This is a genomic window from Pseudoxanthomonas sp. LjRoot125 (assembly GCF_964252705.1).
Taxonomy (GTDB): Bacteria; Pseudomonadota; Gammaproteobacteria; order Xanthomonadales; family Xanthomonadaceae; genus Pseudoxanthomonas_A.
Genome location: NZ_CAXUOY020000001.1, coordinates 3,273,923 through 3,298,128, shown reverse-complemented (window position 1 = coordinate 3,298,128; position 24,206 = coordinate 3,273,923). Strand labels below are relative to the sequence as shown.

33 protein-coding genes are annotated in these 24,206 nt (G+C 65.2%); 29 read left to right on the top strand and 4 right to left on the bottom strand.

Annotated elements, in window-relative coordinates:
• Positions 1 to 240: 240 nt before the first annotated feature.
• From rpsJ to ACSION_RS15355, 29 genes are all read left to right on the top strand, one after another.
• Positions 241 to 552 carry a 30S ribosomal protein S10 gene (gene rpsJ / locus ACSION_RS15495; RefSeq protein ID WP_027070119.1) on the top strand — a complete coding sequence of 104 codons (312 nt, stop codon included), beginning with the start codon at positions 241 to 243 and terminating at the stop codon, positions 550 to 552.
• An 11-nt stretch (positions 553 to 563) separates the two neighbouring features.
• Positions 564 to 1,217: a 50S ribosomal protein L3 gene (gene rplC / locus ACSION_RS15490; RefSeq protein WP_093487367.1), complete on the top strand. Its 654-nt coding sequence runs from the start codon at positions 564 to 566 to the stop codon at positions 1,215 to 1,217.
• Positions 1,218 to 1,228: 11 nt separating this feature from the next.
• Positions 1,229 to 1,834, top strand: coding sequence for a 50S ribosomal protein L4 (rplD, locus tag ACSION_RS15485; protein ID WP_435306619.1), 606 nt, complete (start codon positions 1,229 to 1,231; stop codon positions 1,832 to 1,834).
• Positions 1,831 to 2,130, top strand: a complete 300-nt coding sequence (gene rplW / locus ACSION_RS15480; RefSeq protein ID WP_055941273.1) for a 50S ribosomal protein L23 — start codon at positions 1,831 to 1,833, stop codon at positions 2,128 to 2,130. The genes rplD and rplW overlap by 4 nt, the downstream gene beginning before the upstream one ends.
• Before the next feature lie 11 nt (positions 2,131 to 2,141).
• Positions 2,142 to 2,969, top strand: a complete 828-nt coding sequence (gene rplB / locus ACSION_RS15475) for a 50S ribosomal protein L2 (RefSeq protein ID WP_435306618.1) — start codon at positions 2,142 to 2,144, stop codon at positions 2,967 to 2,969.
• A gap of 6 nt (positions 2,970 to 2,975) precedes the next feature.
• Positions 2,976 to 3,251 (top strand): 30S ribosomal protein S19, encoded by a 276-nt coding sequence (gene rpsS, locus ACSION_RS15470; protein WP_055941277.1) that lies wholly within the window; start codon positions 2,976 to 2,978, stop codon positions 3,249 to 3,251.
• Positions 3,252 to 3,263: 12 nt separating this feature from the next.
• Positions 3,264 to 3,599, top strand: a complete 336-nt coding sequence (gene rplV, locus ACSION_RS15465; protein WP_056878871.1) for a 50S ribosomal protein L22 — start codon at positions 3,264 to 3,266, stop codon at positions 3,597 to 3,599.
• Positions 3,600 to 3,601: 2 nt separating this feature from the next.
• Positions 3,602 to 4,321 (top strand): 30S ribosomal protein S3, encoded by a 720-nt coding sequence (gene rpsC, locus ACSION_RS15460; protein WP_056878821.1) that lies wholly within the window; start codon positions 3,602 to 3,604, stop codon positions 4,319 to 4,321.
• A gap of 6 nt (positions 4,322 to 4,327) precedes the next feature.
• A complete protein-coding gene (gene rplP, locus ACSION_RS15455; protein WP_056878822.1) occupies positions 4,328 to 4,741 on the top strand; it encodes a 50S ribosomal protein L16 in 414 nt (137 codons plus the stop codon).
• Positions 4,741 to 4,926 carry a 50S ribosomal protein L29 gene (rpmC, locus tag ACSION_RS15450; RefSeq protein WP_055941284.1) on the top strand — a complete coding sequence of 62 codons (186 nt, stop codon included), beginning with the start codon at positions 4,741 to 4,743 and terminating at the stop codon, positions 4,924 to 4,926. The genes rplP and rpmC overlap by 1 nt, the downstream gene beginning before the upstream one ends.
• 12 nt (positions 4,927 to 4,938) lie before the next feature.
• Positions 4,939 to 5,205, top strand: coding sequence for a 30S ribosomal protein S17 (gene rpsQ / locus ACSION_RS15445; protein ID WP_056878823.1), 267 nt, complete (start codon positions 4,939 to 4,941; stop codon positions 5,203 to 5,205).
• 15 nt (positions 5,206 to 5,220) lie between these two features.
• Positions 5,221 to 5,589: a 50S ribosomal protein L14 gene (gene rplN / locus ACSION_RS15440; RefSeq protein ID WP_013535986.1), complete on the top strand. Its 369-nt coding sequence runs from the start codon at positions 5,221 to 5,223 to the stop codon at positions 5,587 to 5,589.
• A 15-nt stretch (positions 5,590 to 5,604) separates the two neighbouring features.
• A complete protein-coding gene (rplX, locus tag ACSION_RS15435; RefSeq protein WP_056878824.1) occupies positions 5,605 to 5,922 on the top strand; it encodes a 50S ribosomal protein L24 in 318 nt (105 codons plus the stop codon).
• A gap of 11 nt (positions 5,923 to 5,933) precedes the next feature.
• Positions 5,934 to 6,476, top strand: a complete 543-nt coding sequence (rplE, locus tag ACSION_RS15430; protein ID WP_055941290.1) for a 50S ribosomal protein L5 — start codon at positions 5,934 to 5,936, stop codon at positions 6,474 to 6,476.
• A gap of 20 nt (positions 6,477 to 6,496) precedes the next feature.
• Positions 6,497 to 6,802, top strand: coding sequence for a 30S ribosomal protein S14 (gene rpsN, locus ACSION_RS15425; protein ID WP_093487363.1), 306 nt, complete (start codon positions 6,497 to 6,499; stop codon positions 6,800 to 6,802).
• A gap of 205 nt (positions 6,803 to 7,007) precedes the next feature.
• The gene (rpsH, locus tag ACSION_RS15420; protein WP_056878826.1) at positions 7,008 to 7,406 is read left to right on the top strand and encodes a 30S ribosomal protein S8; all 399 of its coding nucleotides are present in this window, start codon (positions 7,008 to 7,010) and stop codon (positions 7,404 to 7,406) included.
• 16 nt (positions 7,407 to 7,422) lie between these two features.
• A complete protein-coding gene (gene rplF, locus ACSION_RS15415) occupies positions 7,423 to 7,950 on the top strand; it encodes a 50S ribosomal protein L6 (RefSeq protein WP_093487361.1) in 528 nt (175 codons plus the stop codon).
• A 29-nt stretch (positions 7,951 to 7,979) separates the two neighbouring features.
• Positions 7,980 to 8,336, top strand: a complete 357-nt coding sequence (gene rplR / locus ACSION_RS15410) for a 50S ribosomal protein L18 (protein ID WP_093487360.1) — start codon at positions 7,980 to 7,982, stop codon at positions 8,334 to 8,336.
• A 156-nt stretch (positions 8,337 to 8,492) separates the two neighbouring features.
• The gene (gene rpsE / locus ACSION_RS15405; RefSeq protein WP_055941300.1) at positions 8,493 to 9,035 is read left to right on the top strand and encodes a 30S ribosomal protein S5; all 543 of its coding nucleotides are present in this window, start codon (positions 8,493 to 8,495) and stop codon (positions 9,033 to 9,035) included.
• Complete coding sequence (gene rpmD / locus ACSION_RS15400; protein ID WP_055941302.1) at positions 9,028 to 9,219, top strand: 50S ribosomal protein L30; 192 nt, start codon at positions 9,028 to 9,030, stop codon at positions 9,217 to 9,219. The genes rpsE and rpmD overlap by 8 nt, the downstream gene beginning before the upstream one ends.
• Complete coding sequence (gene rplO / locus ACSION_RS15395; protein WP_175502078.1) at positions 9,219 to 9,662, top strand: 50S ribosomal protein L15; 444 nt, start codon at positions 9,219 to 9,221, stop codon at positions 9,660 to 9,662. Before rpmD ends, rplO begins: the two co-directional genes overlap by 1 nt.
• 7 nt (positions 9,663 to 9,669) lie before the next feature.
• Entirely contained in the window at positions 9,670 to 11,031 is a 1,362-nt protein-coding gene (gene secY / locus ACSION_RS15390) for a preprotein translocase subunit SecY (RefSeq protein ID WP_093487356.1), read from the top strand.
• Between the two features lie 345 nt (positions 11,032 to 11,376).
• On the top strand, positions 11,377 to 11,733 hold the full coding sequence (gene rpsM, locus ACSION_RS15385) for a 30S ribosomal protein S13 (protein ID WP_056878872.1): 357 nt from the start codon (positions 11,377 to 11,379) through the stop codon (positions 11,731 to 11,733).
• Positions 11,734 to 11,745: 12 nt separating this feature from the next.
• Positions 11,746 to 12,138, top strand: coding sequence for a 30S ribosomal protein S11 (gene rpsK / locus ACSION_RS15380; RefSeq protein WP_055941307.1), 393 nt, complete (start codon positions 11,746 to 11,748; stop codon positions 12,136 to 12,138).
• 14 nt (positions 12,139 to 12,152) lie between these two features.
• Positions 12,153 to 12,782: a 30S ribosomal protein S4 gene (rpsD, locus tag ACSION_RS15375; RefSeq protein ID WP_056878831.1), complete on the top strand. Its 630-nt coding sequence runs from the start codon at positions 12,153 to 12,155 to the stop codon at positions 12,780 to 12,782.
• Between the two features lie 50 nt (positions 12,783 to 12,832).
• Positions 12,833 to 13,831, top strand: a complete 999-nt coding sequence (locus ACSION_RS15370) for a DNA-directed RNA polymerase subunit alpha (RefSeq protein WP_056878832.1) — start codon at positions 12,833 to 12,835, stop codon at positions 13,829 to 13,831.
• 184 nt (positions 13,832 to 14,015) lie between these two features.
• The gene (gene rplQ / locus ACSION_RS15365) at positions 14,016 to 14,390 is read left to right on the top strand and encodes a 50S ribosomal protein L17 (RefSeq protein WP_093296373.1); all 375 of its coding nucleotides are present in this window, start codon (positions 14,016 to 14,018) and stop codon (positions 14,388 to 14,390) included.
• 150 nt (positions 14,391 to 14,540) lie between these two features.
• Positions 14,541 to 15,056: a disulfide bond formation protein B gene (locus ACSION_RS15360; protein WP_435306617.1), complete on the top strand. Its 516-nt coding sequence runs from the start codon at positions 14,541 to 14,543 to the stop codon at positions 15,054 to 15,056.
• A gap of 52 nt (positions 15,057 to 15,108) precedes the next feature.
• Complete coding sequence (locus tag ACSION_RS15355; RefSeq protein ID WP_435306616.1) at positions 15,109 to 16,503, top strand: class II 3-deoxy-7-phosphoheptulonate synthase; 1,395 nt, start codon at positions 15,109 to 15,111, stop codon at positions 16,501 to 16,503.
• A gap of 9 nt (positions 16,504 to 16,512) precedes the next feature.
• On the opposite strand, the gene ACSION_RS15350 is transcribed toward ACSION_RS15355, so the two are convergent.
• The 4 genes from ACSION_RS15350 to typA all read right to left on the bottom strand — a co-directional run bounded on the left by ACSION_RS15350 (position 16,513) and on the right by typA (position 24,095).
• Positions 16,513 to 19,920 (bottom strand): bifunctional diguanylate cyclase/phosphodiesterase, encoded by a 3,408-nt coding sequence (locus tag ACSION_RS15350; protein ID WP_435306615.1) that lies wholly within the window; start codon positions 19,918 to 19,920, stop codon positions 16,513 to 16,515.
• Between the two features lie 209 nt (positions 19,921 to 20,129).
• Complete coding sequence (locus ACSION_RS15345; protein ID WP_435306728.1) at positions 20,130 to 21,713, bottom strand: amidase; 1,584 nt, start codon at positions 21,711 to 21,713, stop codon at positions 20,130 to 20,132.
• A 66-nt stretch (positions 21,714 to 21,779) separates the two neighbouring features.
• Positions 21,780 to 22,250 (bottom strand): DUF2127 domain-containing protein, encoded by a 471-nt coding sequence (locus ACSION_RS15340; protein WP_435306614.1) that lies wholly within the window; start codon positions 22,248 to 22,250, stop codon positions 21,780 to 21,782.
• A 15-nt stretch (positions 22,251 to 22,265) separates the two neighbouring features.
• Positions 22,266 to 24,095 (bottom strand): translational GTPase TypA, encoded by a 1,830-nt coding sequence (typA, locus tag ACSION_RS15335; RefSeq protein ID WP_093487346.1) that lies wholly within the window; start codon positions 24,093 to 24,095, stop codon positions 22,266 to 22,268.
• Positions 24,096 to 24,206: the final 111 nt, after the last annotated feature.

Genomic DNA, 24,206 nt, shown 5'->3' with positions numbered 1-24,206 from the left:
CCTTCGGCCGGGCAGGGCGTCCCGGTGGTTGACGGGATATGTCACGCGTCCTATACTTTCATGTCTGGGCGGGCCGGTTTACCGGCCTGCCTTGTTTTTCAGGAAGAATCCCCAGCCGATTCAGGCGCTTTCCATCCGTGGAGTACTCGCGGGTGGTGGGGACTGGATCAGCTTGGACTAACCGGGGCAAGGCATCCCAGAGGCCGCGCCCGTCGCTCTTTAACGAAGGAAATTTCCGTCATGGCGGACCAAAAGATCCGAATCCGGCTCAAGGCGTACGATCATCGTTTGATCGACCGCTCGGCCAGCGAGATCGTCGAGACGGCTAAGCGGACCGGCGCGCAAGTGCGCGGCCCGATCCCGCTGCCGACCAAGATCGAGCGCTACACCATCCTGGTTTCCCCGCACGTCGACAAGGACGCGCGCGACCAGTACGAGACCCGCACGCACAAGCGCGTGCTCGACATCGTCGACCCCAACGACAAGACCGTGGACGCGCTGATGAAGCTCGAACTGGCTGCCGGCGTCGACGTTCAGATCAAGCTGACCTGAGGCCCACGACCATGACCGCGAAGAAATATTCGTTGGGTCTCGTCGGCCGCAAGGCTGGCATGACCCGAGTGTTCACCGAGGACGGCAAGTCCATTCCGGTGACGCTGATCGAAGCCACCCCAAACCGCATCACCCAGATCAAGACCCCGGAAGCCGACGGCTACAGCGCCGTGCAGGTTGCCGTGGGTTCGCGTCGCGCCTCGCTGATCACCAAGCCCGTCGCCGGTCACCTGGCCAAGGCCAAGGTCGAAGCCGGTCGCGGCCTGTGGGAGCTGCGCGTCGAAGCCGACAAGCTGGGCGATTTCGCCATTGGCGGCGAGATCAAGGCTGACATCTTCGAAGTCGGCCAGAAGGTCGACGTCCAGGGCGTGACCAAGGGTAAGGGCTTCCAGGGCACCATCAAGCGCTGGAACTTCACCATGGGTGACGCCACCCACGGTAACTCGCTGTCGCATCGCTCGCCGGGTTCGCTCGGTCAGCGCCAGACGCCGGGTCGCGTGTTCCCGGGCAAGAAGATGTCGGGCCACATGGGTGCCGTGCAGCAGAGCACGCAGAACCTGGAAGTCGTCCGCGTGGACGCCGAGCGCGGCCTCATCGCCGTTCGCGGCGCCGTGCCGGGTGCGCCGGGTGGCGACGTGATCGTGCGTCCGGCGAGCAAGGGTTGAGGAGAACGACCATGGAACTAGCCATTACAGGTAGCGCCAACAAGCTGTCGGTCTCCGACGACGTGTTCGGCCGTGAATTCAGCGAGGATCTGGTCCACCAGGTCGTCGTTGCCTACCGCAACGCCGGTCGTGCCGGCACCAAGGCGCAGAAGACGCGCGCCGAAGTCAACGGCACCACCAAGAAGTCCAAGAAGCAGAAGGGTGGCGGTGCTCGTCACGGCGCCCTGACCGCGCCGATCTTCGTCGGCGGCGGCGTGACGTTCGCGGCGAAGCCGCGCAGCTTCGCGCAGAAGGTCAACCGCAAGATGTACCGCGCGGCCATCAGCTCGATCCTGTCCGAACTGAACCGCCAGAACCGCCTGAAGGTCGTGGAAGCGTTCGACGTGGACGCCACCAAGACCAGCGCCCTGATCGAGAAGCTGAAGGGCCTGGACCTGGGTAAGCGTCCGCTGATCGTCACCGAGGATGCTTCCGAGCACCTGTACCTGTCCGCCCGCAACCTTCCCTATGTGGAAGTGCGCGACGTGCAGGGCCTGGATCCGGCGGCGCTGGTCGGTGCCGACTCGGTGCTGATCACGGCCGACGCCGTCAAGAAGATCGAGGAGTGGCTGGCATGATCAGCAACGAAAAGATTTTTGCCGTGCTGCGTGCTCCGCGCGTCTCCGAGAAGACCGTGCGCCTGCAGGAACTCTCCAACCAATACGTCTTCGAAGTCTCGAACGATGCCACCAAGGCCGATGTGAAGGCCGCGGTCGAGCAGCTGTTCGACGTCAAGGTCGAGACGGTCAACGTGGTCAACGTGAAGGGCAAGAACAAGTCCTTCCGTAACCGCGCCGGCCGCCGCGGCGACTGGCGCAAGGCGTACGTGCGTCTGGCCGATGGTCAGGCCATCGACGTGTCGGCCAAGGCCTGAGGTAGACCCACATGCCATTGATGAAATTCAAACCCACCTCCCCCGGTCGCCGTTCGGCGGTCCGCGTGGTGACGCCTGACCTGCACAAGGGTGCCCCGCATGCTGCGCTGCTGGAAAAGCAGAGCAAGTCCGGTGGTCGCAACCACCACGGTCGCATCACCACCCGTCATATCGGCGGTGGCCACAAGCAGCACTACCGTCTCATCGACTTCAAGCGCGACAAGGAAGGCATTCCGGCGCGCGTGGAGCGGATCGAATACGATCCCAACCGCACCGCGCACATCGCGCTGCTGTGCTACGTCGATGGCGAGCGTCGTTACATCATCGCCCCCAAGGGCCTGAAGGCCGGTGACCAGGTCATCGCGGGTAGCGATGCGCCGATCAAGGCCGGCAACACGCTGCCGCTGCGCAACATCCCGGTCGGTACGACGGTCCACGGCATCGAACTGAAGCCCGGCAAGGGCGCGCAGATCGCCCGCGCCGCTGGCGCCGCCGTGCAGCTGGTCGCTCGCGAGCAGGGTTTCGCCACGCTGCGTCTTCGCTCCGGCGAAATGCGCAAGGTGCAGGTCGAGTGCCGCGCCACGGTGGGCGAAGTCGGCAACGACGAGCACAGCCTGGAGAAGCTCGGCAAGGCTGGCGCCAAGCGCTGGCGCGGCGTCAAGCCGACCGTCCGCGGTGCGGCCATGAACCCCGTCGACCACCCGCACGGTGGTGGTGAGGCGAAGGCCGGCCAGGGCAACCCGCATCCGGTCACCCCCTGGGGTGTGCCGACCAAGGGTTACAAGACGCGCAAGAACAAGCGCACGCAGCAATTCATCGTCCGCGATCGTAGGGGCTAATCGACCATGGCACGTTCACTCAAGAAGGGCCCGTTCGTCGATCACCACCTCGTCAAGAAGGTGGAGGCCGCGGGCGGCAGCAAGAAGCCGATCAAGACCTGGTCGCGCCGTTCGATGATCCTGCCGGAAATGGTGGGCTTCACGATCGCCATCCACAATGGCAAGAACCACGTTCCCGTGCTGGTTAACGAGAACATGGTCGGCCACAAGCTCGGCGAGTTTGCCGTCACCCGTACCTTCAAGGGTCACGGTGGCGACAAGAAAGCCGGCGGCAAGAAGTAAGGAGAGATGACCATGGAAGCGAAAGCCATCCTGCGCACCGCGCGCATCTCCCCCCAGAAGGCCCGCCTGGTCGCTGACCAGGTGCGTGGCTTGCCGGCCGAACGCGCCGTCAACCTGCTGAAGTTCTCGGACAAGAAGGCTGCCCACCTGATCAAGAAGGTCGTGGAGTCCGCCATCGCCAACGCCGAGAACAACCAGGGCGCCGACGTCGACGAGCTGAAGGTCAAGACCATCATGGTCGACGAAGGTCCGGTGCTGAAGCGTTTCATGGCCCGTGCCAAGGGTCGTGGTACCCGCATTCTTAAGCGCACCAGCCACATCACCGTGGTCGTGGGCGAGGGCAAATAAGTATGGGTCACAAAGTTCATCCGACCGGCATCCGCCTGGGCATCGCCAAGGACTGGAATTCCAAGTGGTTCGCCAACAAGCGCGACTACGCCGACTACCTGGCCGCGGACCTCAAGGTGCGCGAGATGCTTCGCAAGAAGCTGGCCCAGGCCGGTATCTCCAAGATCCTGATCGAGCGTCCGGCCAAGACGGCCCGCGTGACCATCCACACCGCCCGTCCGGGCGTGGTGATCGGCAAGCGCGGTGAGGACATCGAGAAGCTGCGCAAGGAAGTGAGCGACCTGATGGGCGTCCCGGCGCACATCAACGTCACCGAAGTGCGCAAGCCCGAGCTGGACGCCCAGCTGGTGGCCGAGTCGATCGCGCAGCAGCTGGAGCGCCGCATCATGTTCCGTCGCGCGATGAAGCGCGCCGTGGGCAATGCGATGCGCCTCGGTGCCCTGGGCATCAAGGTCAACGTGGCTGGCCGCCTCAACGGTGCGGAAATCGCCCGTTCGGAGTGGTACCGCGAAGGCCGCGTGCCGCTGCACACGCTGCGTGCCGACATCGATTACGGTTTTGCCGAGGCGAAGACCACCTACGGCATCATCGGCATCAAGGTGTGGGTCTACAAGGGCGAAATCTTCGATTTCAGCCAGGTGGGTCAGGAGAAGCAGGACGACGCGCGCCCCGAGCGCAGCGAACGTCCGTCGCGCCCGGCTCGTGACCGCGACGCGAGGTAATCAATCATGTTGCAACCCAAGCGAACCAAATACCGCAAGATGCACAAGGGCCGGAACGAAGGCCTGAGCTGGAACGGTAACCTCGTCAGTTTCGGCGAGTACGGCCTGAAGGCCACGGCGCACGGTCAGCTGACCGCGCGCCAGATCGAAGCGGCTCGCCGCTCGATCAGCCGCTACGTCAAGCGCGGCGGCAAGATGTGGATCCGTGTGTTCCCCGACAAGCCGATCACCAAGAAGCCCATCGAAGTCCGAATGGGTTCGGGTAAGGGCAACGTCGAATACTGGGTCGCCCAGATCCAGCCGGGCCGCATGATCTATGAAATCGAAGGCGTCAGTGAGGACATCGCGCGCGAGGCGTTCCGCCTGGCCGCTGCCAAGCTGTCGGTCACCACCACTTTCGTGACCCGGACGGTGCGCTAATGGAACTCAAGCAACTCCGCGAGAAATCGGCTGACGAGCTGAAGGCCCACCTGACCGAGCTGCGCAAGGAGCAATTCTCCCTGCGCATGCAGAAGGTGACCGGCCAGCTGCCGAAGACGCATGAAACCCGCCGGGTCCGCCGCGAGATCGCTCGCGTCAAGACCCTGCTGGGCAGCCAGAAGTAAGGAGCGACCAAGATGAGCGATAACAAAGACAAAGCGCAACGCACCATCGAAGGCCGCGTCGTCAGCAACAAGATGGACAAGACGGTCACCGTCCTGGTGGAGCGTCAGGTCAAGCACGCCCTGTACGGCAAGTACATCAAGCGTTCCACGAAGCTGCACGCGCACGACGCGGACAACAGCTGCAAGGAAGGCGACGTGGTGCGCGTGACCGAGATCGCCCCGATGTCCAAGACCAAGAACTGGCGCGTGGTGGAAATCATCACCCGCGCGGCTGAATAAAAGGAGATCTGAATCATGATCCAGATGCAGAGCTACCTTGACGCGGCCGACAACTCCGGCGCCAAGGAACTGATGTGCATCAAGGTGCTGGGCGGCTCGAAGCGCCGTTACGCCGGCATCGGCGACATCATCAAGGTGACCGTCAAGGACGCCATTCCGCGCGGCAAGGTCAAGAAGGGCGAAGTCTACGACGCCGTGGTCGTGCGTACCCGCAAGGGCGTTCGCCGCCCGGACGGTTCGCTGATCCGCTTCGATGGCAACGCCGCCGTGCTGCTCAACAACAAGCAGGAGCCGATCGGTACCCGCATCTTCGGGCCCGTGACCCGCGAGCTGCGTTCCGAGAAGTTCATGAAGATCGTTTCGCTCGCGCCTGAAGTGCTCTGAGCGGAGGACATAGAAATGGCTAACCGTATCAAGAAGGGCGACCAGGTCGTCGTTATCACCGGCAAGGACAAGGGCAAGAAGGGCGACGTGGTGCGCGTTGATGGCGACCGCGTGGTCGTCTCCAACGTCAATGTCGTCAAGCGCCACACCAAGCCGAACCCGCAAGCCGGTGTCGCGGGTGGCGTGGTGGAGAGCGAACGCTCGATCCACATCTCCAATGTCGCGCTGTTCAACCCGGCGACGGGCAAGGGCGAGCGTATCGGTTTCAAGGTGCTGGAGGATGGACGCAAACTGCGTGTGTTCCGCTCCAGCGGTGAGGCGCTCGACGCCTGAGGAATGAGGACATGACCACCCGTCTCGAAAAAATCTACAAGGAAGAAGTGGCGCCGGCTCTGATGAAGAAGTTCGGCTACACCAATCCGATGGAAGTGCCGAAGATCACCAAGATCACCATCAACATGGGTGTGGGTGAAGCGGCGACCAACAAGAAGATCCTGGAAAACGCCGTGGCCGACCTGGCCAAGATCACCGGCCAGAAGCCGATCACGACCAAGTCCCGCGTGTCGGTGGCTTCGTTCAAGATCCGCGATGGTTGGCCGATCGGCTGCAAGGTCACCCTGCGTCGCGCCAAGATGTACGAATTCCTGGACCGCCTGATCAGCATCTCGCTGCCGCGCGTCCGCGACTTCCGTGGCGTGTCCGGCCGTTCGTTCGACGGTCGCGGCAACTACAACATGGGCGTGAAGGAACAGATCATCTTCCCGGAAATCGATTTCGACGCCGTCGACGCGATCCGCGGCATGGATATCGCCATCACGACCACCGCCAAGAACGACGCCGAAGCAAAGGCGCTGCTCGAAGCGTTCAAGTTCCCGTTCCGCAACTGATTCGCTAGGAAAAAGACATCATGGCAAAGACCTCGATGGTCAACCGCGACATCAAGCGGGAAAAGCTGGCCAAGCAGTACGCCGCCAAGCGTGAAGCGCTGAAGAAGATCATCTCCAGCCAGGACGCGTCGTACGAAGACAAGATCGACGCGGTGACCAAGCTGCAGAAGCTGCCGCGCGACTCGTCGCCGAGCCGCCAGCGCAACCGCTGCGAGCTGTCCGGTCGTTCGCGTGGCGTGTACCGCAAGTTCGGCCTCGGCCGCAACATGCTGCGCAAGGCGACGATGAACGGCGACGTGCCGGGCCTGCGCAAGGCCAGCTGGTAACAGCGACTCCTGGCGACACCTTCAAGGGGTCGCACGGAGGTGGAAGACAAGTCCGGCACATGCCGGACTTGTTGCTGTACAATGTTCGGCTCCCACGGCTTTGGCCGGGGAGGGCGGTCGATCCGCCACCCTACCTGGGGGTGTCCAGGCACAACCTAGATTTTCGCGAAAGCGGATATCGGTGCTACTCATAAGGCAGACTCTAATGAGCATGACTGATCCCATCGCCGACATGCTGGTGCGCATTCGCAATGCCGCCGCTGTTGGCAAGCAGACGGTGAAGATGCCGTCCTCCAAGATCAAGACCTCGATCGCCAACGTCCTGAAGGCGGAAGGCTATATCGGCGACGTCCGCGTGACGAAGACCGAGAACAACAAGGCCGAGCTCGAGATCGTCCTGAAGTATTTCGAAGGCAAGCCGGTCATCGAGAAGCTGAGCCGCGTGTCCCGTTCGGGCCTGCGCCAGTACCGTGGCAAGGCTGAACTGCCCAAGGTCCTCGGTGGCCTGGGCGTCGCCATCATCTCCACCTCGAAGGGCATCATGACCGATGCGCAGGCCCGTGCGGCCGGCGTCGGTGGCGAAGTCCTGTGCTTCGTGGCCTAAGCGAAGGAGCCCACACATGTCCCGCGTAGCCAAGAAGCCGATCAATCTCCCGAAGGGCGTCGAACTGACCGTCCAGGGCGAAACCCTCAACGTCAAGGGCCCGAAGGGCACCTTGTCCATCGCCAAGCCGGCCGGCGTCGATCTCAACATCGACAATGGCGTGGCGAACCTGTCGCCGGTGACCCCGGCCGACGACGCCCTCACCGGCACCATCCGCGCGATCCTGGCCAACATGGTCAAGGGCGTGTCGGAAGGCTTCGAGCGCAAGCTCGAGCTGGTCGGCGTGGGTTACCGCGCCGCGATGCAGGGCAAGGACCTGAACCTGTCGCTGGGTTTCTCGCATCCGGTGCTGTTCAAGACCCCGGAAGGCATCACCATCGTCACCCCGACCCAGACCGAAATCCTGGTCCAGGGTGCCGACAAGCAGCGCGTTGGTGAAGTCGCCGCCAAGATCCGCGGTTTCCGTCCGCCGGAACCCTACAAGGGCAAGGGCGTGAAGTACTCCGACGAAACCATCATCCGCAAGGAAGCGAAGAAGGCCTAACCGGGCTTTCGGCTTCGAGGAACCAGATCATGAGCATCAAGAACACCGCCCGCCTGCGTCGCGCCAAGTCGACCCGCGCGCACATCCGAGAGCTCGGCGTGCCGCGCCTGTCGGTGCTGCGCACCGGCCAGCACATCTACGCCCAGCTGTTCACCGCCGATGGCGCCAAGGTCATCGCGTCGGCGAATACGCTGCAGGCCGACGTGAAGGACGGCCTGAAGAACGGCAAGAACAGCGACGCGGCCGCCCGCGTCGGTTCGATCATCGCCGAGCGCGCCAAGGCCGCGGGCATCGAGAAGGTCGCGTTCGACCGCTCGGGCTACCGCTACCACGGTCGCATCAAGGCGCTGGCCGACGCAGCCCGCGAAGGCGGCCTGCAGTTCTAAGCTTGAAAGGCATGGGGGCGACCCCATGCCTTGTCCTGCCGGCGCAGGTAGCGCCGGGCGCGGCCGCCCTTCTGTGACGGCCGTGGCTCCACCGCTCCACACCACAACCATAAGCGGCCAAGCCGTACATACCTCATCAACCAAGGAATTCAAGCAATGGCAGAAGAACGTCAGCCGCGGGGTCGCGATCGCGACCGCAACCGCGAAGAGAAAGTCGACGACGGCATGATCGAGAAGCTGGTCGCGGTCAACCGCGTCAGCAAGACCGTCAAGGGCGGTCGCCAGTTCACCTTCACCGCACTGACGGTGGTGGGCGACGGCAACGGCAAGATCGGTTTCGGTTATGGCAAGGCGCGCGAAGTGCCGGTCGCCATCCAGAAGTCGATGGAATATGCCCGCAAGGGCATGCTGAACGTCGATCTGAACAACGGCACCTTGTGGCACCCGGTCAAGGCCGGCCACGGCGCGGCGCGCGTGTTCATGCAGCCCGCCTCGGAAGGTACGGGCGTCATCGCCGGCGGCGCCATGCGCGCTGTGCTGGAAGCGGTGGGCGTGAAGAACGTGCTGGCCAAGGCCGTCGGTTCGCGTAACCCGATCAACCTGGTTCGCGCCACGCTGAAGGGCCTGAGCGACATGCAGTCGCCGACCCGCATCGCGGCCAAGCGCGGCAAGAAGGTGGAGGAACTCCTCAATGGCTAACGAGTCCAACAAGACCGTCAAGGTGCGCCTGGTGCGCGGCCTGCGTGGTTCCCAGTCGCGTCACCGCCTGTCGGTGAAGGCGCTGGGCCTGAACAAGCTCAACGATGTGCGTGAACTGAAGGACAGCCCGCAGGTGCGCGGTCTGATCGCCAAGGTCCACTACCTCGTCAAGGTCGAGGAGTAATCAACATGCGTCTCAACACACTGAAGCCCGCCGAGGGCGCCCGCACCGAGCGCACCCGCGTCGGCCGCGGTATCGGTTCCGGCCTGGGCAAGACCGCCGGTCGCGGCCACAAGGGTTCGTTCGCGCGCGCCGGTAAGGGCAAGATCAAGGCGAAGTTCGAAGGCGGCCAGATGCCGCTGATCAAGCGTCTGCCGAAGGTCGGCTTCCGCTCCAAGCTGAAGCTGGATTGCGCCGAAGTGCTGTCGTACCAGCTGGACAAGCTGGAAGCCGGCGAGATCGACTTCGCTGCGCTGCGTGCCGCCAAGCTGGTGCCCAGCACCGCCAAGCGCGCCAAGATCGTCAAGAAGGGCGAACTCACCAAGAAGTTCGTGCTGAAGGGCGTGGCCGCCACGGCCGGTGCCAAGGCCGCCATCGAGGCTGCCGGCGGCAGCGTGCAGGAGTAACGGACGCATGGCGCAGGGTAATGCCGCCAGTGCGCTGGCAGGCGCAGGCAAGTTCACCGAACTCCGCCAGCGCCTGCTGTTCGTGCTGGGCGCGCTGATCGTCTACCGGATCGGCTGTTTCGTGCCGGTGCCGGGCGTCAATCCCGATGCCATGCTTGCGATGATGCAGGCGCAGGGCGGCGGCATCGTGGACATGTTCAACATGTTCTCGGGCGGCGCCCTGCACCGTTTCAGCATCTTCGCGCTCAACGTCATGCCCTACATCTCGGCGTCGATCGTGATGCAGCTGGGCGTGCACATCTTCCCGAGCCTGAAGGCACTGCAGAAGGAAGGCGAGTCCGGTCGCCGCAAGATCACCCAGTACTCGCGCATCGGCGCCGTGCTGTTGGCGGTCGTGCAGGGCGGCAGCATCGCCACCGCGCTGCAGAACCAGGTCGCCCCGGGCGGCATGCCGGTGGTGTACGCGCCTGGCATGGGCTTCGTGCTGACCGCTGTCGTCGCGCTGACCGCAGGCACCATCTTCCTGATGTGGCTGGGCGAGCAGGTGACCGAGCGCGGCATCGGCAACGGCGTTTCGCTGATCATCTTCGCCGGTATCGTGGCGGGCCTGCCCGGCGCGGTCATCCAGACCGTCGGCGCGTTCCGCGACGGCACGCTGAGCTTCATCTCGCTGCTGGTGATCGCGTTGGTGGTGCTGGGCTTTACGTTCCTGGTCGTGTTCGTCGAACGCGGACAGCGGCGCATCACGGTGAACTACGCGCGCCGCCAGGGTGGCCGCAACGCGTACATGAACCAGACGTCGTTCCTGCCGCTGAAGCTCAACATGGCCGGCGTGATCCCGCCGATCTTCGCCTCCAGCATCCTGGCCTTCCCGGCCACGCTGGCGATGTGGTCCGGCCAGGGCACGGGTGCCGCCACGTGGTTGCAGCGTATTTCCAACGCGCTGGCCCCGGGCGAGCCGCTTCACATGATCGTGTTCGCTGCGATGATCATCGGCTTCGCGTTCTTCTACACGGCCCTGGTATTCAACTCCCAGGAAACTGCCGAGAACCTGAAGAAGTCCGGCGCGCTCATCCCGGGCATCCGTCCGGGCAAGGCCACCGCCGACTACGTCGACGGCGTGCTGACCCGACTGACGGCGATCGGTTCGCTGTACCTGGTCGCGGTCTGCCTGCTGCCGGAAGTGATGCGCACGCAGTTGGGTACCTCGTTCTACTTCGGCGGCACCTCGCTGCTGATCGTGGTGGTGGTGGTGATGGACTTCATTGCGCAGATCCAGGCGCACCTGATGTCCCACCAGTACGAGAGCCTGCTGAAGAAGGCCAATCTGAAGGGTGGTTCGCGGGGCGGTCTTGCCCCCCGTGGCTGACGTATAATCGCGGGTCTTCCCGCACCAGTCCGGCCCTTTGCGGCCGGCTGACTTAGATGGGCGGCCTCCGCGGCGATCCGGCGCGGGGGTGAGAACCAGCCAGTCCCTGCGCCAGAGTAGCGCGGGCGGGGCAGGGCGAGGGGCAACCCCCGTCCCGCACCAGGCCGGTTCCGGCGCCGGAGCATGGGCACACTCCCCATGCCGGGTCTGCGGCCGGCGTTGCCGGCACGGACTTCCAAGGAACCCCGGATCTTGCTACACTTTCCAGTTCACTCCGCCTGTCTGCGCGAATCCCGCCAGGGATGACCGTACACGGGCCAATACTCACAGTTGGAGAACCGCGTCATGGCGCGTATTGCAGGTGTCAACCTGCCTGCCCAGAAGCATGTCTGGGTCGGTTTGCAAAGCATCTACGGCATTGGCCGTACCCGTTCCAAGAAGGTCTGCGAAGCCGCTGGCGTCGTCTCGACCACCAAGATCCGCGACCTGTCGGAGCCGGAAGTCGAGCGCCTGCGCGCCGAAGTCGGCAAGTACGTGGTCGAAGGCGACCTGCGCCGTGAAGTCGGCATCGCCATCAAGCGCCTGATGGACCTGGGCTGCTACCGCGGCCTGCGCCACCGTCGCGGCCTGCCGCTGCGTGGCCAGCGCACCCGTACCAACGCCCGTACCCGCAAGGGTCCGCGCAAAGCCATCAAGAAGTAAGGGGCGACCATCATGGCCAAGCCAGCTGCTGCCAAAGTCAAGAAGAAGATCAAGCGCGTCATCACCGATGGCGTCGCCCACGTCCACGCTTCTTTCAACAACACCATCGTCACCATCACCGACCGCCAGGGCAATGCGCTTTCCTGGGCGACCTCGGGTGGTGCCGGTTTCCGCGGTTCCCGCAAGTCCACGCCGTTCGCGGCGCAGGTCGCTGCCGAAAAGGCAGGCCGTGCAGCCCTGGACTACGGCGTGAAGTCGCTGGAAGTCCGCATCAAGGGCCCGGGTCCGGGTCGTGAGTCGGCCGTGCGTTCGTTGAACAACGTGGGCTACAAGATCACCAACATCATCGACGTGACGCCGATCCCGCACAACGGGTGCCGTCCGCCGAAAAAGCGTCGCGTCTAAGGGGGCGATAAGAAATGGCTCGTTATATCGGTCCTACCTGTAAGCTCGCGCGCCGCGAAGGCGCCGACCTGTCGCTCAAGAGCCCGGCCCGTGCGCTGGACTCGAAGTGCAAGCTGGAGCAGAAGCCCGGCCAGCACGGCGCCACCGCCCGCAAGGGCAAGCTGTCCGACTACGCCACCCAGCTGCGCGAGAAGCAGAAGGTCAAGCGTATCTACGGTCTGCTGGAGCGCCAGTTCCGCAACTACTACAAGAAGGCCTCGACCAAGAAGGGCAACACCGGCGAGAACCTGCTGCAGTTGCTGGAAACCCGCCTCGACAACGTCATCTACCGCATGGGCTTCGCCGTGACCCGTCCGGCCGCCCGCCAGCTGGTCTCGCACCGTGGCGTGCTGGTCAACGGCAAGCCGGTCAACCTGCCTTCGTACCAGATCAAGGCCGGTGACGCGATCGCGCTGTCGGAGAAGGCACAGAAGCAGCTCCGCGTGCAGGAGTCGCTGACGGTCGCCGAACAGCTCGACCTGAACCCGTCGTGGGTCGAAGTCGATGCGAAGAAGTTCAGCGGCGTGTTCAAGGCGGTTCCGGCGCGTTCGGACCTGCCCGCCGACATCAACGAAGCGCTGATCGTCGAGTTGTACTCGAAGTAATTCATTCACGCACCCCCGGGCGACCGGGGGACCGCAGGAGACAAAGCAACATGACGGGTATTACTCAGCAAGTGCTGCGCCCCCGCGGCCCGCAGATCGAGCGCCTGACCGGCAACCGTGCGAAGGTGGTCATCGAACCGCTGGAGCGTGGTTACGGCCATACGCTCGGCAATGCGTTGCGCCGCGTGCTGCTGTCGTCGATCCCCGGCTTCGCGATCACCGAAGTCGAGATCGATGGCGTGCTGCACGAATACAGCACCATCGAAGGCATGCAGGAAGACGTGCTGGAAGTGCTGTTGAACCTGAAGGATGTGGCTATCCGCATCCACTCCGGCGATTCGTCCACCCTGAGCCTGGCCAAGCAGGGCCCGGGCGTGGTGACCGCTGGTGACATCAAGACCGACCACAACGTCGAGATCCTGAATCCGGAACTGGTCATCTGCAACCTGACCAAGGACACGGCGCTGAACATGCGCCTGAAGATCGAGCGTGGTTTCGGCTACCAGCCGGCCGCTGCCCGTCGTCGTCCGGATGAAGAAACCCGTGCGATCGGTCGCCTGGTGCTGGACGCCTCGTTCTCGCCGGTCCGTCGCGTCGCGTACGCGGTGGAAGCCGCGCGCGTCGAGCAGCGCACCGACCTGGACAAGCTGGTCCTGGACATCGAAACCAACGGCACGATCGATGCCGAGGAAGCCGTGCGCACCGCCGCCGACATCCTCAGCGACCAGCTGTCGGTGTTCGGTGACTTCACGCACCGCGACCGCGGCGCGCCGAAGCAGGCTGCCAGCGGCGTGGATCCGGTGCTGCTGCGCCCGATCGACGACCTGGAGCTGACCGTGCGTTCGGCCAACTGCCTGAAGGCCGAGAGCATCTACTACATCGGCGACCTGATCCAGAAGACGGAAGTCGAACTGCTCAAGACCCCGAACCTCGGCAAGAAGTCGCTGACCGAGATCAAGGAAGTCCTGGCGCAGCGCGGCCTGTCCCTGGGCATGAAGCTGGAGAACTGGCCGCCGGCCGGTGTCGCCCAGCACGGCATGCTCGGCTGATGAAGCAACACGAAGCTCCCGCGTCCGCGCGGGAGCTTCGCTGCAACACCCTCGTCGACGGACCTGAAGGCCCGCGACGCTCCGGTCAAGGATGGCCGGTCCGGACCACCCGCAGTCCACTGTTCCACCGCCTGGATGGCGACAGCGAAGTCCAACGTCCCACTCTTCTTTAGGAATCCAACCCATGCGCCACCAGAAAGCCGGCCGCAAGTTCAGCCGCACCAGCGCCCATCGCGAAGCGATGTTCCGCAACATGGCCGCCTCGCTCATCAAGCACGGCCTGATCAAGACCACCCTGCCGAAGGCCAAGGAACTGCGTCGCGTCGCAGAACCGCTGATCACCCTCGGCAAGATCGATGGCGTCGCCAATCGTCGTCTCGCCTTCTCGCGCCTGCGCGACAAGGAAGCCGTCGGCACGCTGTTCACCACCCTCGGCCCGCGCTACCAGTCGCGTCCGGGTGGCTACCTGCGCATCCTGAAGTGCGGTTTCCGCGCCGGCGACAACGCCCCGATGGCGTACGTCGAGCTGGTGGACCGTCCGGAAGCGGCGACCGAATAAGGTCCGCCTCCTGCATCACGCGAAGACCCCGGCCTTGCCGGGGTTTTTGCGTTTCAGGGCCCCATACTCGCCTGCCGTGGCAAACGGTCGCAGGTGACGCGGGAGCGTCAGCATGTGGATAATGCGGCAACCCCCATCCGACCGGTGACGATGAATCCTCTCCGCTGGAGTTTCCGCGCGCAGTGCTTCCTCGGCTTTGCGATCTGCGCGGGCTTGCTCGGGTATGCGCTGTATGTGCAATTCGTGCAGCACCTGGAGCCGTGTCCGTTCTGCATCTTCCAGCGTCTGGCCTTCGCGGCGACGGGTGTGATGTTCCTGCTTGGCGTCCTGCACGGGCCGCGTCGTTCCGGTGGCAGGAGGATGTATGGCGTGCTCGCCTTCCTCGCTGCGGCGACAGGTATCGGCATTGCGGGCCGACATGTCTGGGTGCAGGTATTCCCGCCGCTGATGCCGAGCTGTGGCCCAGGCTGGGACTACATGATCGAGACGAACACCTGGCTGGGCGTCGTACAGAAGGTGCTGTCCGCGAAGGGCGACTGCAGCACCGTCGACTGGAGTTTCCTCGGCCTGACCATGCCGATGTGGAGCTTGGTGTGGTTCGTTTTGCTCGCCATCTGGGCCCTGTGGATCGGCTTCCGCGCCCGCAAGACCTCGACCTTCCGCTGATTTGACGCGGCGCACCAATCTGTCAGGATGGTGGGCCGCAAGGAGTCCCGCCATGAACCCCATCGACCGACCACTGCGCGCTGTCAGCCTGCCGCCGAACTGGGCGCTCGACAGCTGGCGCGCGCGTCCGGCGATGCAGATGCCGACCTACCCGGATGCCGGGGCGTTGGAATCCGCGCTGGGCGAGCTGCGCCAGTTACCGCCGTTGGTGACGTCGTGGGAGATCTTTGCGCTGAAAAAGCAGTTGGCCGAAGCGCAGGAAGGCAAGCGCTTCCTGCTGCAGGGCGGCGATTGTGCGGAGAACTTTTCCGATTGCGAATCCGGCCTCATCTCCAACCGGCTCAAGGTGCTGCTGCAGATGAGCCTGGTGCTGGTGCACGGTCTGCGCCTGCCCGTGGTGCGGGTGGGTCGGTTCGCCGGTCAGTATGCGAAGCCGCGGTCGGCCGACCTGGAGACGCGCGACGGCGTGGCGCTGCCCAGCTACCGTGGTGATGTGGTCAATGCACCCGAGTTCACGGCCGAAGCGCGCGTGCCCGATCCGCGACGCATGATCAAGGCGCATGCGCGCTCGGCGATGACGATGAACTTCGTCCGTGCGCTGATCGACGGCGGTTTCGCCGACCTGCATCATCCCGAGTACTGGAACCTCAACTGGGTAGGCTATTCGCCGTTGGCGAACGAGTACCAGCACATGGTGGCCTCGATCGGCGACGCAGTGAGGTTCATGGAGACCCTGTCGGGCTCCGAGGTGCACAACCTCAACCGGATCGATTTCTACACCTCGCACGAAGCGCTGCTGCTGCCTTACGAAGAGGCGTTGACGCGCGAAGTCCCGCGGCAGTGGGGCTGGTTCAACCTCAGCACGCATTACCCGTGGATTGGCATGCGCACGGCGGCGGTGGATGGCGCGCACGTGGAGTACCTGCGTGGCGTGCGCAACCCCATCGCCATCAAGGTGGGGCCGTCGGTCACGCCCGACCAGCTGCTGCGCCTCATCGATGTGTTGAACCCGGAAGACGAAGCGGGGCGCCTGACCTTCATCCACCGCATGGGCGCCGCGCAGATCGCCGACAAATTGCCGCCGCTGCTGGATGCGGTACGCCGCGATGGCCGTCGCGTGCTCTGGGTCTGCGATCCGATGCACGGCAACACGGAAAGCACGAGCAACGGGTTCAAGACGCGGCGCTTCGACAACGTGCGCAGCGAGGTCGAGCAATCCTTCGATCTGCATGCGGCAGCCGGCACACGGCTGGGTGGCGTCCATCTGGAATTGACGGGTGAAGACGTCACCGAGTGCACCGGCGGTGCGCGCGAACTGACCGATGCGGACCTGGAGCGCGCGTACCGCTCGACGGTCGATCCGCGCCTCAACTATGAGCAGTCGCTGGAAATCGCGATGTGCATCGTGCGCAAGCAGAACCAGGTGGCCGCGCCTGCGACGCGTTGAGTCGTGCGTTCACGCGCCGTGCTTGGGCACGGCGTGCGGCGCCGGCGGGATGCTCCATGTCTTGGCACGCGCGTACATGCGCGCGAACTCGGCTGCCGGCACTGGGGTGCTGAAGTAGTTTCCCTGCAGTTCGTCGCAGCCGTTGGCGGCCAGCCAGGCGGCTTGCGCGGCGGTCTCGACGCCTTCTGCGATGGTGCGGCACTGCAACTGGTCCGCGAGGCCGATGATCGCGCGCGTGATCGCCCCCTGGTTCGGTTCCGAGACGTCGCGAACGAAGGATTGGTCGATCTTCAGCACGTTGAAGCCGTAGTTGCCCAGGTAGCTCAGGCTGGAAAAGCCCGTGCCGAAATCGTCGATCGCGATGCGCACGCCCAACGCCTTCAGCGCGCGCAGCGTACGGTCGGTACGTTGCACGTCGCGCATCAGCGTGGTCTCGGTGACTTCTAGTTCGAGGAACTCCGCCGCAAGCCCGCTGTCCTCCAGCGCGCCGACGACCGTGTCGACCAGGTCGTCGGTATCGAAATTCGCCGCGGCGATATTCACCGATACCCGGATGGGCGGAAGCCCGGCCTGTTGCCAGATCCGGTTCTGCCGGCAGGCGGCACGGATCGCCCACTGGTCGATGTCAACGATGAGGTTCGTCTCTTCCGCGATCGGCAGGAACTCGCCCGGCATGACCAGACGATCGCCCCGCTGCCAGCGGGCGAGGCCTTCGACGCCAACGATGCGGCCGGTAAGACAGTCGATCTGCGGCTGGTAGTGCAGGAAGAGGTCGCCGTTGCGCAGGCTGCGGCGCAGGCTGTTCTCCAGCTCGATGCGTGCATCGACACTGGAGGCGAGTTCGCGGGTGTAGAAACGCGTGGCATTGCGGCCGTTGCGCTTGGCGAGGTACATCGCGGCATCGGCCCGCATCATCAGCGTGGCGGCGTCGTAACCGTCTTCCGGGAACAGGCTGATACCGATGCTGAAGGCCTGATGCAGTTCGTGCGAGGCGACCGTGTAGGGCGTGCCGCTGAGCGACAACAGCCGGTCGGCTACCTGCAGCACGTTCTCGCGCGTCACCACGTTCGGCAGCAGCACGACGAATTCGTCGCCACCCGTGCGATAGATCGTGCCGAGGTTGCCGATGTTGCGGTGGATACGGCGCGCGACCTGCTGCAGTAGCTCGTCGCCTGTGTGGTGGCCGAGCGCATCGTTGACGTGCTTGAACAGGTCCAGGTCCAGGAACAGCACCGCAATGCCGTTGCCGTGGTTGGTGGCATGCGTGATCGCCTGGCCCAGTCGTTCGTTGAGCTGCAGGCGGTTGGGTAGGCCAGTCAAGGCATCGTGATGCGCCAGGTAGGTCATGCGCGAGCTCAGCGCGCGCGGTTCGGTGATATCGCGCAAGACCATGACGCTGCCGACAAGACGCTCGTCGCGATCATGGATGGACGACAGCGAGCGTTCGACCAGGATCCGGGAGCCATCGCGGCGCGCCAATTGCAGGTCGCCGGTCTGTGCGAGCGGATGGGCGGCATCCGCGTCGTCGGGGGCCTCCACGCGGACCAGCGGCGCGACGTGGTCCAGCGGCTGGCCGAGCGCCTGTTCTAGGCCCCAGCCGCTCAGCGCTTCGGCAGCGGGGTTCATGTAAGTGACGCGGCTCTCCACGTCCACGGTGATCACCGCTTCGCTGATCGAGGTCAGCGTCACTTCGGCCAGTTCGTTCGCGTTGTGCAGCGCGTGTTCCAGGCGCGCCTTTTCGGTGATGTCGATCGCCATCACGAAGAATCCGGACACCGCGCCGTCCTCGTCGGCGTCGGGCGTATAGAAGCTGTGCAGTCGACGCACACCGTCGACCATGCTGAAGCTGCTTTCGAAATCGCCATCGCGTCCGGCGAGCGCGGCTTCGATATGCGGCAGGCGCCGCGTGTAGGCCTCTTCGCCGAACAGATCGCGCATGTGTGCGCCGATGCGCAAGGGGGCGCGCCACTTGATCTGTTCTGCGCAAGCGCGGTTGGTGAAGACCAGCCGCTGCTGGGTATCGAATTGTGCGATCAGCGCCGGGAGGCGGTCGGTCACGCGCTTCAGGTGATCGCGCGCCATCGCGAGCTCACGGTGCGCCCGGCGCTGCTCGCTGACATCGTTCCCCATCAGGTACCAGCCCGCGATGCGCTGGTTGCGTTCCACATCGGGTACCAGATAGAGATGCACCGGGCGCGCGGGCTTCCCGATCTCGGCATCCCAGGCGATCCAGTGCTCAGCCGTGCAGTCGTGCATCGCGCGCTTGAGCGAGGTCAGGAATCCGGGATCGTCCGCGTGCACATCGTCAACGTGCCGTTCGCTCCAGCCTTCGCGAGCACCCGACCATGTGCGGCTGGCCCGGTTCGCGAAGCCGTAACGACCCTCTGCGTCGATATAGGCGATCAGCGCCGGCAGATGGTCGGCGACCGCATCCAGCAAGGCGCGGCTGCGCCGTTCCGTGCGTGCCAGGCTGCGCAGCAACAGGAACAGCAGTACGCCAAGGCTGATGCCGCACAGCGAAAGCAACAGGATGGGCAGCTGTCCCGGCAGGGCTTCGCGCATCGGCGGGGATTGCAACACCAGTTGCCATTGGCTTCCCAGCAAGCGCAGATCGCGCTGCGAGGTGAAGGCGGGCTTCCAGGCCTCACCATGGCGGTCGCGCAGCGCACGGGTCTGGTAGATCGGTTCGCCGCCATGGTCGCGGGCGAGCAGTTGCAGGTCGAACTCACCGCCGTCCGTGCGCCCGATGGCGTCGTCCATCACCTGCTGCCACCCGAAACCGGCCGTCGCAAAACCGCGCAGTAGCGAACGCCGCGCCTCCACGCTCTCCCGTGCCGCCACGGAGTCGGCGTACACGGGGGAATACAAGAGGAAACCGGGTAGGCCGGTGCTGCCGCGGGAAGCGTCGCCCAGCGCGACCAGCGGTGCGGCCGCGAGTTCGCCCGTATCGCGCGCCGACTCGATCGCGCCACGCCGCACGGTTTCGGCCATCACGTCCTTGCCCAGCAGTGGGCGCATGCCGGGCGCATCGGGGTACAGCAGGTCGATCACCACGTATTCGCTGCGATCACCGGCGGGATGGATCGCGAACGCATCGCCGTAGCGCACGCGCCGCGCGGCGACGTAGGCCTCCCGTTCGGCGGCACGCACGTAGCGCGCGAATCCCAGCCCGTGCACGCCCGACTGGCGCGTGGGCACCTGCAGCTTCTCGACGAAGGCGTAGAAGCTGTCCTGGTCGATATCCTGCCGACCCTCCAGCACCGCGGCGGCGGCGCGCACGGTGTCTTCGTAGGCATTCATGTGGGTGGCGACCGCGGTGGCCACGGCATCCGCACGTGCGTTGAACTGCGCACGCGCATGGTCGCGCGCCTGGCGCCAGGTGATCAGGCCGGTCCACAGGGAGAGGAGGCAGGCCACGACCAGCACACCCCAGGCCAGGGAGTTGAGGTTGCGCTCTCTACGGCGCGCCGTGGATCCGGATCCACCGAACGCCCGCCGCTCCGCCCCCCGGTCCGCGCCAGACTCCACGCGTGTCTTCCCCGCCTGCTGGTTACGGCTATGACGCCACGAACCCGTGGCGCCTGCAAGCATTCCCTTGCGCCGGACGACTCACTTTGGGAAGCCTGTCAGCGCCCTTCGGCGCGTGCGGGCAGGGTGGGCCAGTATTCGGGCGGCTTGCGCGCCCGCGTGCGCTGTTCATAGTCGTAGCCCAGCGCGATCAGGCGGGCCTCGCTCCAGGCGGGCCCCATGAACGTCAGGCCCAGCGGCAGGCCGTCGCTGTGGCCCATCGGAACGGTCAGGCTGGGGTAGCCCGCGACAGCCGCAGCGCCGTAACCGGCGCCCGGGAAGTGGTCGCCGGCCTTGTGGTCGGTCAGCCACGCCGGGCCAGTGGTGGGCGCGATCAGGGCATCGAGTTGCTGCGCCTTGAGCGCCGCATCGATGCCTTCCGGGCCTGCCAGCCGCCGCGCACGGCTGCGTGCGCTGATGTACTCCGCTTCGCCCAGGCCACCCTTGTCGTTGGCTCGCTCGAACAGGTCCTGGCCGAAGTACGGCATCTCCGACAGCCGGTACTGCTCGTTGTAGCCGATCAGCTGCGTCAGCGTCGTCAGCGGCGCCTTGCGCTCGGCCAGGTAGCGCTCCAGCCCGTGCTTGAACTCGTAGAGCATCAGGTTGAGTTCGTCCGTGTTCCATTGCCCGTCGGTCGGGATTTCCGCATCGACGATGACGGCGCCGGCTTCACGCAGCACCTGGAGCGCCTCCTCCAGCGCGGCGGCGGCGTCGGGATGGATGTCCGCCTTGCTGCGCAGCACGCCGATGCGCGCGCCCTGGAGCGCGCCGGGCTTCAAGCGGGCGCTGTAGTCCAGCGTGGTGTTCCAGGCGGCGTTGATCGTCGCGGCGTCGCCCGGGTCCCGGCCCGCCAGCACGCCGAGCAGCAGGGCCGCATCCGACACGCTGCGGGTGATCGGTCCGGCGGTGTCCTGGCTGTGGGAGATCGGCAGGATGCCTTGCCGGCTCACCAGCCCTACCGTGGGCTTCAGCCCGACCACGCCGTTGACCGCCGCCGGGCACAGGATGCTGCCATCGGTTTCGGTGCCGACGCTGATCGCCGCCAGATTGGCCGAGACGGCGACGGCGCTGCCCGAGCTCGAGCCGCAGGGATTGCGGTCCAGCGCGTACGGGTTGCGGGTCTGGCCGCCGCGCCCGCTCCAGCCGGAGGTCGAATGCATCGAACGGAAGTTCGCCCACTCGCTCAGGTTGGCCTTGCCCAGGATCACCGCGCCGGCTTCACGTAGGCGGCGCACCAGGAACGCATCCTGGCCCGGGCGGAAGTCCTTCAGCGCCAGCGAGCCGGCGGAGGTCGCCATCGGGACGGCGTCGATGTTGTCCTTCAGCAGCACCGGGATCCCGTGCAACGGCCCACGCACGGCATTGGCGCGTCGCTCCACGTCGCGCAGCGCGGCCTCTTTGAGCGCATCGGGGTTCAGTTCGATGACGGCGTTGAGCTGTGGGCCGGCCTTGTCGACGGCCGCGATACGGTCCAGGTAAGCCTGCGTCAGCCGGCGGCTGTCCAACTCGCCCGATTGCATGCGCGACTGCAGGTCGGCGATGTCGAGTTCGGCGTAGATGAAGTCGGTAGGAGCCTGCGGAGCGGCCGCCTGCGGCGGCGCCGGCTGGCAGGCCGCCAGGGCGAGCGTGAGGCCGAACGGCAGCAAGGATCGACGCATGCGGATACCTTCGCGAAGTTGCCGCAGGCTACGCAGCCGTCGCCCTGCGCGTCAAATCCGCTTGCGCCGGCGGATGTCGCGCCAGAGCACCCACACGATCACCAGGTTGACGATGAGCAGCGCCCACGTATGCCAGCCGGGGTGGTGGTAGAGCGCATAGACATCCAGCGGGAGGTAGGCCGCCGAGCCGATACAGCCCAGCCACGAGGCCCACGCGCGGGCCCGCCACAGGCCCCAGGCTTCCAGCAGGCGCATGCCGGCGTACACGGCGATGATCAGCACGGCCACGTGGACCGACTCGGGGTTGATGCGGTCCAGCCACTGGCTCATCACGCCGGGACCGGCGTCGGGGATGAAGCGGGTGACGATCGCCTGCACGCTCTCGCGCAGGCGATCCGGGCCGAACGCCAGCAGTCCGCCGGCGAAGGCGAGGGCCAGCACGCCCTTGGCGCCCTCGAACAGGGCGATGGCGTGCAGGCCGGGATGCGCCTTGGGGTCCGGGTTGTAGGCGGTGTCGTCCAAGGCGCGGCGCGGCGGTCAGGCCGCGCGGGAGGCGCGCTTGCGGTCGCTCTCGGTCAGGAACTTCTTGCGCAGGCGGATTTCCTTCGGCGTGATTTCCACCAGTTCGTCGTCGTCGATGAAGTCCAGCGCCTGCTCCAGCGAGAACTTGATCGCCGGGGTCAGCTGGATCGCATCGTCCTTGCCCGAGGCGCGCATGTTGGTCAGCGGCTTGGTCTTGATCGCGTTGACGGTCAGGTCGTTGTCCTTGGAGTGGATGCCGATCAGCTGGCCTTCGTACACGTTGTCGCCCTCGGCGGCGAACAGCTTGCCGCGTTCCTGCAGCGGGCCGAGCGAGTAGGCCGGCGTGGCGCCCGGCGCATTGGCGATCATCACGCCGTTCAGGCGCTTGGCGATGGCGCCCTGTTCCTTCGGACCGTAGTGGTCGAATACGTGGAACAGCAGGCCCGAGCCCTGGGTCAGCGTCTTGAATTCGTTCTGGAAGCCGATCAGGCCACGCGCCGGGATCTGGTAGTCCAGGCGCACGCGGCCCTTGCCGTCCGGCTCCATGTTCTTCAGCTGGCCCTTGCGGACGCCGAGCTTCTCCATCACGCCGCCCTGGTGGTTTTCCTCCACGTCGACGACGAGCTGCTCGATCGGCTCCATCTGCTGGCCGTCGATTTCCTTGATGATGACTTCCGGGCGCGACACGGCCAGCTCATAGCCTTCGCGGCGCATGTTCTCGATCAGCACCGACAGGTGCAGTTCGCCGCGGCCGGAGACCAGGAACTTGTCGGCGTCTTCCAGCTGTTCGACCTTCAGCGCGACGTTGTGCACGGTCTCGCGCTCCAGGCGCTCCTTCAGCTGGCGGCTGGTCAGGAACTTGCCGCCCGAAAGATCCTTGTTGCCGGCGAACGGCGAGTTGTTGACCTGGAAGGTCATCGAGATCGTCGGCTCGTCGACCGTCAACGCCGGCAGCGCTTCCGGGGTGTCCAGCGCGCAGACGGTGTCGGAGATCGTGAGGTCCTGGATGCCGGAGATGGCGACGATGTCGCCGGCTTCGGCGCTGTCCTGCTCGATGCGCTCCAAGCCCAGGAAGCCCAGCACCTGCAGCACCTTGCCCTGGCGCTTCTTGCCTTCACGGTCGATCACGGCGACCGGCATGTTCTTCTTCAACGTGCCGCGCTGGATGCGGCCGATGCCGATCACGCCGACGAAGTTGTTGTAGTCCAGCTGGCTGATGCGCATCTGGAAGGCGCCTTCCGGATCGACTTCCGGCTTCGGCGCGTGCTTCATGATCGCTTCGTACAGCGGGGTCATGTCGCCGCCGCGCACGCTGTCTTCCAGACCGGCATAACCGTTCAGGGCCGACGCGTAGACGATCGGGAAATCCATCTGCTCGGGCGTGGCGCCCAGGCGGTCGAACAGGTCCCACACCTGCTCCACGACCCACTCCGGACGCGAGCCGGGGCGGTCGACCTTGTTGATCACCACGATCGGCTTGAAGCCCATCGCGAAGGCCTTCTGGGTGACGAAGCGCGTCTGCGGCATCGGGCCGTCCATCGCGTCCACCAGGATCAGGACGGTGTCGACCATCGACAGCACGCGCTCGACTTCACCGCCGAAGTCGGCGTGGCCGGGGGTGTCGACGATGTTGATGCGGTTGCCGTTCCAGGTGATGGCGGTGTTCTTCGCCAGGATCGTGATGCCACGTTCCTTTTCCTGATCGTTGCTGTCCATCACGCGCTCGGCCAGCACGGTGCGCTCGGAGAGGGTGCCGGACTGCTTCAGCAGCTGGTCGACGAGGGTGGTCTTGCCATGGTCGACGTGCGCGACGATCGCGATATTGCGGAGGTTTTCGATGGACATGGATTCTGGGATCGGAAAAACGCACCCGGGTACCCCCTTCGAAGGGGCAGGGCGCGAGGACGGGGAGGAAAGAAGGCGGCGTATTATAGCGGGCTATCGGGTGCTAAGCAC

Coding starts and splice junctions, on each gene's coding strand:
- rpsJ (WP_027070119.1), top strand. CDS start 241: ATGGCGGACCAAAAGATCCGAATCCGGCTCAAGGCGTACGATCATCGT.
- rplC (WP_093487367.1), top strand. CDS start 564: ATGACCGCGAAGAAATATTCGTTGGGTCTCGTCGGCCGCAAGGCTGGC.
- rplD (WP_435306619.1), top strand. CDS start 1,229: ATGGAACTAGCCATTACAGGTAGCGCCAACAAGCTGTCGGTCTCCGAC.
- rplW (WP_055941273.1), top strand. CDS start 1,831: ATGATCAGCAACGAAAAGATTTTTGCCGTGCTGCGTGCTCCGCGCGTC.
- rplB (WP_435306618.1), top strand. CDS start 2,142: ATGCCATTGATGAAATTCAAACCCACCTCCCCCGGTCGCCGTTCGGCG.
- rpsS (WP_055941277.1), top strand. CDS start 2,976: ATGGCACGTTCACTCAAGAAGGGCCCGTTCGTCGATCACCACCTCGTC.
- rplV (WP_056878871.1), top strand. CDS start 3,264: ATGGAAGCGAAAGCCATCCTGCGCACCGCGCGCATCTCCCCCCAGAAG.
- rpsC (WP_056878821.1), top strand. CDS start 3,602: ATGGGTCACAAAGTTCATCCGACCGGCATCCGCCTGGGCATCGCCAAG.
- rplP (WP_056878822.1), top strand. CDS start 4,328: ATGTTGCAACCCAAGCGAACCAAATACCGCAAGATGCACAAGGGCCGG.
- rpmC (WP_055941284.1), top strand. CDS start 4,741: ATGGAACTCAAGCAACTCCGCGAGAAATCGGCTGACGAGCTGAAGGCC.
- rpsQ (WP_056878823.1), top strand. CDS start 4,939: ATGAGCGATAACAAAGACAAAGCGCAACGCACCATCGAAGGCCGCGTC.
- rplN (WP_013535986.1), top strand. CDS start 5,221: ATGATCCAGATGCAGAGCTACCTTGACGCGGCCGACAACTCCGGCGCC.
- rplX (WP_056878824.1), top strand. CDS start 5,605: ATGGCTAACCGTATCAAGAAGGGCGACCAGGTCGTCGTTATCACCGGC.
- rplE (WP_055941290.1), top strand. CDS start 5,934: ATGACCACCCGTCTCGAAAAAATCTACAAGGAAGAAGTGGCGCCGGCT.
- rpsN (WP_093487363.1), top strand. CDS start 6,497: ATGGCAAAGACCTCGATGGTCAACCGCGACATCAAGCGGGAAAAGCTG.
- rpsH (WP_056878826.1), top strand. CDS start 7,008: ATGAGCATGACTGATCCCATCGCCGACATGCTGGTGCGCATTCGCAAT.
- rplF (WP_093487361.1), top strand. CDS start 7,423: ATGTCCCGCGTAGCCAAGAAGCCGATCAATCTCCCGAAGGGCGTCGAA.
- rplR (WP_093487360.1), top strand. CDS start 7,980: ATGAGCATCAAGAACACCGCCCGCCTGCGTCGCGCCAAGTCGACCCGC.
- rpsE (WP_055941300.1), top strand. CDS start 8,493: ATGGCAGAAGAACGTCAGCCGCGGGGTCGCGATCGCGACCGCAACCGC.
- rpmD (WP_055941302.1), top strand. CDS start 9,028: ATGGCTAACGAGTCCAACAAGACCGTCAAGGTGCGCCTGGTGCGCGGC.
- secY (WP_093487356.1), top strand. CDS start 9,670: ATGGCGCAGGGTAATGCCGCCAGTGCGCTGGCAGGCGCAGGCAAGTTC.
- rpsM (WP_056878872.1), top strand. CDS start 11,377: ATGGCGCGTATTGCAGGTGTCAACCTGCCTGCCCAGAAGCATGTCTGG.
- rpsK (WP_055941307.1), top strand. CDS start 11,746: ATGGCCAAGCCAGCTGCTGCCAAAGTCAAGAAGAAGATCAAGCGCGTC.
- rpsD (WP_056878831.1), top strand. CDS start 12,153: ATGGCTCGTTATATCGGTCCTACCTGTAAGCTCGCGCGCCGCGAAGGC.
- ACSION_RS15370 (WP_056878832.1), top strand. CDS start 12,833: ATGACGGGTATTACTCAGCAAGTGCTGCGCCCCCGCGGCCCGCAGATC.
- rplQ (WP_093296373.1), top strand. CDS start 14,016: ATGCGCCACCAGAAAGCCGGCCGCAAGTTCAGCCGCACCAGCGCCCAT.
- ACSION_RS15360 (WP_435306617.1), top strand. CDS start 14,541: ATGAATCCTCTCCGCTGGAGTTTCCGCGCGCAGTGCTTCCTCGGCTTT.
- ACSION_RS15355 (WP_435306616.1), top strand. CDS start 15,109: ATGAACCCCATCGACCGACCACTGCGCGCTGTCAGCCTGCCGCCGAAC.
- typA (WP_093487346.1), bottom strand. CDS start 24,095: ATGTCCATCGAAAACCTCCGCAATATCGCGATCGTCGCGCACGTCGAC.